Source organism: Microbacterium sp. H6 (assembly GCF_003314775.1).
In the GTDB taxonomy this organism is placed as follows: Bacteria; Actinomycetota; Actinomycetes; order Actinomycetales; family Microbacteriaceae; genus Microbacterium; species Microbacterium oxydans.
Genome location: NZ_QOAY01000112.1, coordinates 17,049 through 23,069 on the forward strand (window position 1 = coordinate 17,049; position 6,021 = coordinate 23,069).

Annotated in this window: 6 protein-coding genes and 1 tRNA gene; 5 read left to right on the forward strand and 2 right to left on the reverse strand. The window is 68.3% G+C overall.

Annotated features, from left to right (window positions below; all coding sequences use genetic code 11):
* Window positions 1-147: 147 nt before the first annotated feature.
* The 4 genes from DSP71_RS07600 to DSP71_RS07615 all read left to right on the forward strand — a co-directional run bounded on the left by DSP71_RS07600 (window position 148) and on the right by DSP71_RS07615 (window position 3,191).
* Window positions 148-933, forward strand: coding sequence for an IclR family transcriptional regulator (locus DSP71_RS07600; RefSeq protein WP_113680778.1), 786 nt, complete (start codon window positions 148-150; stop codon window positions 931-933).
* 35 nt (window positions 934-968) lie between these two features.
* Complete coding sequence (locus tag DSP71_RS07605) at window positions 969-1,406, forward strand: MarR family winged helix-turn-helix transcriptional regulator (protein ID WP_046748390.1); 438 nt, start codon at window positions 969-971, stop codon at window positions 1,404-1,406.
* Window positions 1,403-2,632 (forward strand): MFS transporter, encoded by a 1,230-nt coding sequence (locus DSP71_RS07610; RefSeq protein WP_113680779.1) that lies wholly within the window; start codon window positions 1,403-1,405, stop codon window positions 2,630-2,632. Before DSP71_RS07605 ends, DSP71_RS07610 begins: the two co-directional genes overlap by 4 nt.
* Before the next feature lie 76 nt (window positions 2,633-2,708).
* Window positions 2,709-3,191 (forward strand): YbaK/EbsC family protein, encoded by a 483-nt coding sequence (locus tag DSP71_RS07615; protein WP_113680780.1) that lies wholly within the window; start codon window positions 2,709-2,711, stop codon window positions 3,189-3,191.
* Between the two features lie 139 nt (window positions 3,192-3,330).
* Here DSP71_RS07615 and DSP71_RS07620 read toward each other — a convergent pair whose 3' ends face one another.
* Both DSP71_RS07620 and DSP71_RS07625 read right to left on the reverse strand, forming a co-directional pair.
* Entirely contained in the window at window positions 3,331-4,836 is a 1,506-nt protein-coding gene (locus tag DSP71_RS07620; RefSeq protein WP_113680781.1) for an Ig-like domain-containing protein, read from the reverse strand.
* Between the two features lie 283 nt (window positions 4,837-5,119).
* Window positions 5,120-5,192: transfer RNA gene (locus DSP71_RS07625), tRNA-Lys, on the reverse strand.
* 156 nt (window positions 5,193-5,348) lie between these two features.
* Between DSP71_RS07625 and DSP71_RS07630 the strand changes: the two genes are divergently transcribed.
* Window positions 5,349-6,021 (forward strand): inositol monophosphatase family protein (locus DSP71_RS07630; RefSeq protein WP_258546320.1); only part of this gene is annotated, 673 nt, incomplete at its 3' end.

A 6,021-nucleotide genomic window follows, 5' to 3' on the forward strand; every position in this document is an offset into this window, starting at 1 on the left:
CGGCGACAGCTGCCTCGGCAGACTCCCAGTGCTTGTCGATCACGTCGGCTCCTTCGATCCCGTGCTCTCCCCAGCATCCGTCCAGAGCACCCGCCCGGAGAAGCAGGATCTTGTGATGTGGCAGAACCTAGAGGTAGCGTCCACATCATGGAACCTCTTGCAGCCGTGCCCGGCGCTCAGGCCATCGCCAGAGCCGCCCGCCTGCTGCGTCTGGTGACGGCCGCCGGCGCCGAGGGCGCCTCGCTGCAGGAGCTGGCGCGCGGCGCAGACCTCTCGCGCTCCACAGCGCACCGCCTGCTGAGTGCTCTCCGCGCCGAGGGCCTGGTCGACCGTGATGGCGAGAGCACCCGGTGGATGCCCGGTCCTGATCTCTTCCTGATGGGATCCGTCGCGGCCGCTCGGTACGACGTGACTGCTCTCGCCCGCGACGTGGTCCGCTCACTCGCCGTCAAGACCGAGGAGAGCGCGTTCCTCTCCGTACGTCGAGCGGACGAGACGGTCTGCCTCCTCCGCGAGGAAGGCTCGTTCCCCATCCGTTCCTTCGTGCTGAGCGAGGGCGTCCGCTTCCCTTTGGGCGTCGCGAGCGCGGGCCTCGCCATTCTCGCCTTCCTTCCGGACCACGATGTGGATGGCTACCTCGAGCGTCACCCGGACCTCGAGAGCGCGTGGGGACGTGCCCACGGCATGCGCCCCCTTCGCGCGCGCCTCGCGGAGACCAAGGAACGGGGATACGCGGTGAACCCCGGATTGATCGTCGAAGGCAGCTGGGGACTCGGCGCCGCCGTGTTCGATCGCTCGGGGCGCCCCGAATGGGCATTGAGCCTCACCGGTGTGGAGTTCCGCTTCGGCCCTGACCGGATGGCCGAGCTCGGCCGCACCCTCCTGGCACACGCACATCAACTCTCCGCGCGCATCGCCACCGCCCGACGCTGACCGTTATTCATACCAGTGGGTATATACTTGCTGGTATGAATCGCACGGACGTCATCCCCTCCCTGGTGCTCTCGGCGTACGCGCTCGGCCGTATCGCCGCGCAGGACGCCGGAAACGACGCGCCAGCGGCGCAGTGGCGTGTGCTGAGCCTGCTCGAGCAGGCAGGCTCCCGGCGCGTCGGCGAACTGGCTGCCGCCGCACGGACGACCCAACCCGGAATGACGCGTCTCCTCGGCGGCCTGGAGCGAGAAGGACTCATCCTCCGCTCCCCCGACCCGGACGATTCCCGCGCGACCGTCGTCGACATCACCGCGCAGGGGACCTCGGCGCTCGCCGCCTGGCGAGCCGAGTTCCGCGACACTCTCGCTCCACGCTTCGCCGCTCTGGACGACGAGGAGTGGGCCGCCCTCACACGTGCGGCGGAGATCCTCGCCGCGCATACCGCCACTGATCGAACAGGAGAACCTCGGTGAACACCGCCGCCACCCCCTCGGTGTGGAAACAACCGGCCCAGGTCTGGGCCGTCGCATTCGCGTGCGTCGTCGCCTTCATGGGCATCGGACTCGTCGACCCGATCCTGCCCGCGATCGCCGAATCGCTGCAGGCCTCTCCCGTCGAGACCGAGCTGCTCTTCACCAGCTATCTCCTCGTGACAGGTCTCGCGATGCTCGTGACCAGCTGGATCTCCAGCCGCATCGGGGCCAAGGCGACGCTGCTCATCGGACTCGCGCTGATCGTGGTGTTCGCACTGCTCTGCGCACTGAGCGGCAGCGTCGACGCCGTCATCGGCTTCCGTGCTGGGTGGGGCCTGGGTAACGCGCTCTTCATCTCGACGGCCCTCGCCACGATCGTCGGTGCCGCGTCAGGCGGCAGCAGCGCGGCCATCGTCCTCTATGAGGCCGCCCTCGGCCTGGGCATCGCCGTCGGTCCGCTCCTCGGTGGCCTCCTCGGCGAGCAGAGCTGGCGTGGACCGTTCTTCGGAGTGGTCGCGCTGATGGCGATCGCCTTCGTCGCCGTGCTGGTGCTGCTGCGCGGTCCGGGCGAGAAGCGCGAGCCCGTCAAATTCTCCGCACCGTTCAGCGCCTTGCGCCGCCCGGCACTCGCGGTGCTCGCGGTCACGGCCCTGTTCTACAACATCGGCTTCTTCGTCCTCCTGGCCTTCTCCCCGTTCCCGCTGGGCTTCGGCGCGATGGGCATCGGCTTCACCTTCTTCGGCTGGGGAGTCGCACTCGCGGTCACCAGCGTCTGGGTCGCACCTCTCCTCATGCGCCGCATGCCCAGGACGCGCATCATCCTGGTCGTCCTCCCCCTGTTGGCGGTCGATCTGATCGCTGCCGGGCTCGTGGTGGAGAATACCGCGGCGCTGGTCACCTGCATCGTGGTGGGCGGGCTTCTGCTCGGCGTGATGAACACCGTGCTCACCGAAGCGGTGATGGAGGCGACCGATCTGCCGCGCTCCGTCGCTTCGTCGGCGTACTCCGCCGTCCGGTTCCTCGGAGGCGCCATGGCTCCCCCGATCGCCGCCCTCCTGTGGCACGCGTTCAACGCAACGGTTCCCTATCTGTTCGCCGCGGCCTCCGTCCTGCTGGCCGCGCTCACCGTCTTCCTGGGTCGGCGGGTACTCGCCCACATCGACGACGAGCCCGACGACACGGTGACGGAGGATGCGGCGGCCATCCTGGTGGGAGACGCCGGCTGATCCGGACTCCTGGCGTCGGAGTGGTCACCGAAGACCGCTCCGACGCCAGGGCACGAGCGTTGGATATCGTGGATCGATGACCGAGACCCCCGCACTCCCCGAACGCAGCAGGCAGGTGCACCGGCAGCTCCTGGAGGCAGGCGTCGATGTCCGGATCCGGGTGCTCCCCGAGTCTGCACGAACCGCAGCCGAAGCAGCCGCCGCGATCGGCTGTGAGATCGCGGCGATCGCCAACAGCCTGGTCTTCGTCGCGGACGATGTGCCGGTGCTGGTCATGACCAGCGGCGGGCACCGGGTGGACCTCGACGCGCTGAAGGCGAGCATCGACGCGGAGGAGGTAACGATGGCTCCGCCCGCCCTGGTCCGCTCGGCCACCGGCCAGGTCATCGGCGGCGTCGCACCCATCGGTCACCCGACACCGCTTCGCACCTACATCGATGAGGCGTTGCGGGCCCACGACGAGCTGTGGGCGGCGGCAGGCCATCCCCACACGGTCGTGCCCTTGACCTTCGACCAGCTCGCCGCCCTGACCCGGGGAACAGTGATCTCCGTCGCGTGACCTCTATCGCGTGATCTCCGTCGCGTGAGTTCCGCCCCCTCACCTCACGCAGGGGCCGGGCCCGCATCCGGACACGCTGCGGTTCGCCCTGAGAGCCGGGTCGCGAAGCGCATGCTCCACGACCCGGCTCTCTCGACGATCAGCTGTGTGCTGCCCGCTTCCGAGCACGAACGGCTCCGAGCAGGGTGAGGGCGATTCCGAGCAGGAGCGCCGATCCTCCGGCCCACAGCAGCCCACCGGGGGCATCGGCGCCCGTGGTCGCCAGCGACGATCCGCCCGTGAGGGGCAGCTCCTTCGGCGGAGAGACCACGGGCGGCGGTGTCGTCGGCGGAGTCGTCGGCGGTGTCGTCGGCGGAATGACCGGCGGCGTCGCGGTCGCGGTGTTGGTGAGGGTCACCGAGAGAGTCGCACCGGCGCCGACCGTGATCTGCGTTCCACCGTCGGGACGTACCTGCACACCTGTGCCCGAGAACGCGGGTGTTCCCCAGTCGATGCCTTCGATCGCGGGCGGGGTGAGCTCGACGAGGGTGACCACGGTGCCGGCGGGCAGCGTGATCAGCGGCGAGGTGGCGCCGGCGGTGATGGCGACCGTACGCTCGACGACCGGATCGCCGTAGCTGTATCGCACCGTGTACACGGAGTCGGCGGGCACAGTCGGCGCGCCGGAGCCGGACATCGCCTTGGTCACGGTGAATGCCCCGGTGGCGTCGCCGTCGCCGGTTCCCCCGCCCGTGACGTTCCACACTTCCTTGTCCTCGAGCTTGATCCCGTTCACGTCGGCGGTGTTGGCGAAGGTCGCCCCGTCCACATGGGTGCTCGGCACGGTGAAGTACTTGACGAAGTAGATCCGGGTCGGGTCGATCGGACCGGGGATCTCGAGGTGGAATGCCGTGCCCTCAGCGTTCCACGACCCCGTCCAGTCCGTGATCGTCTGCGAGTCCTGATCCTGCATGGTGGCGCTGCGCACAGCGAGCTGGCCGTCCTCGTTGTGGTGCTCGGCGAGCCCGTCACCGGCGCCGACGAGGGTGTCATCGATCACGATCGACTCCGCTCCGGCGAACCTCGCTCCCGGGAGGGCCAGTTCCCACGCGATCCTGCCGTCGTCCGTCTGCCAGGACCACTTCTGCGGTTCGGTGGGCAGCGGTGCGGAGGGTCCGATCCCCCCGCCGGGGAGCTCGACCGGTGTGATCGTGCCGTCGACGGTGAACTCGACGGTCGACTGCGTCGTCTGCTCATCCGCAGAGGCGACGAACCACAGCGAACCCGTGACGCCGGTTCGGCCGTTCACGTAGTCGGTGAGGGTGCACGTCACGACGGGAGCCGCATCCGTGCTCACCGTGCACTGGGCGATCGCCACGCTCGGGTCCTCAGCCGATGGCACGGAGAAGGAGGTGCCCGCGCGGGCGAACTCCTTCGGGAGTGTGAACCCGAACGTCTGGCCTCCTGTCGCTCCGTCCGGCACCGCCCAGTCGGCATCGACACGCACCTGATCCCACTGCGAGACGCCTCCACCGCCGTTGACGGTCGTCACGGTGATCGACGCAGGATCGATGGCCGCGGGATAGTCGTACTCCGCTGCCGAAGCGCTCCCGGCGCCGGCAAGAGTGATCACGGCGGTGAGCGCCGCGGCGGCCGCAGCGATCATCGCGGTTGTCTTTCGGCGCACGACGGCGCCGCCATTTCTTTCGTACAAGATCTTCCCCAGTTCTTGATGAAGCCCGCGGCTCGGTGCTGACGCTGTGGAACGGCAGTACGGAGGCGCAAGGCATGTGTCCCCATATGAGAGACGACGGGGTGCGCGATCTATTACGCGATTCTCGAACTCTTCTGAGCAGGAGGCGATCGGAGTCGTGCTCGACGAGGCGTGGGAAGGTGCTCAGGAAGCAGAAAAGCCTCGGTAGATGGCGAGATCTACTGAGGCTGTTCCGTGCACCCCCTGGGACTTGAACCCAGAACCCACTGATTAAGAGTCAGTTGCTCTGCCGATTGAGCTAGAGGTGCGTGGCCCGGGATAACCCCGACCGAGGAATTACATTACCAGCCGACCGGGTCCATGTGAAATCGGCGTCGGCACCCGGGCGCGCCGCGACGATGAGAGACCGCAGACATGGTCTTTCGGCCCTCGGGCGCCGCGGAGTCGACGACTATTCTTAGACCGTGAACACCTCTCCCCACGCCGATGCCCTGCGTCACGACCTCGAACTCGCGCTCCGCCTGGCTGACGCCGCGGACGCCCAGTCCCTCCCGCGTTTCGACGCATCGGATCTCGAGATCTCGACCAAGGCCGACAACTCGCATGTGACGGATGCCGACCTCGCCACGGAACGCGCGATCCGCAGCATCCTCGAGCAGGAGCGGCCCGAGGACGGCATCTTCGGCGAGGAGTTCGGCGCCCAGGGCAGCACTCAGCGCCAGTGGATCATCGACCCGATCGACGGAACCGCCAACTTCCTCCGCGGGGTCCCGCTGTGGGGGACGATGATCGCCCTCGCGGTGGACGGCGTGCCCCAGGTCGGTGTGGTCAGCATGCCGGCGCTCGGTCGACGCTGGTGGGCGTCGACCGGTGGTGGCGCCTGGACGGACGGCGAGAACGGACCGCGCCGGATCCAGGCGTCCTCGGTCTCCTCCCTCGACGACGCGAGCGTGAGCTTCCAGAGCATCGCGCAGTGGTCGGATGCCGGGCGCCTCGACACGCTCCTCGCGGTCGCCGCACGGGTCTGGAGGGACAGAGCGTACGGTGACGTGTACTCGTACATGCTCCTTGCGGAGGGCCGCATCGACATGGTGGCCGAGTTCGGCGTCAAAGAGTACGACATCGCTGCTGCCGTCC

Bases quoted from the DNA above. Each gene is read 5' to 3' on its own strand.
- DSP71_RS07605 (WP_046748390.1), top strand. From the start codon at position 969: ATGAATCGCACGGACGTCATCCCCTCCCTGGTGCTCTCGGCGTACGCG.
- DSP71_RS07600 (WP_113680778.1), top strand. From the start codon at position 148: ATGGAACCTCTTGCAGCCGTGCCCGGCGCTCAGGCCATCGCCAGAGCC.
- DSP71_RS07615 (WP_113680780.1), top strand. From the start codon at position 2,709: ATGACCGAGACCCCCGCACTCCCCGAACGCAGCAGGCAGGTGCACCGG.
- DSP71_RS07620 (WP_113680781.1), bottom strand. From the start codon at position 4,836: ATGATCGCTGCGGCCGCCGCGGCGCTCACCGCCGTGATCACTCTTGCC.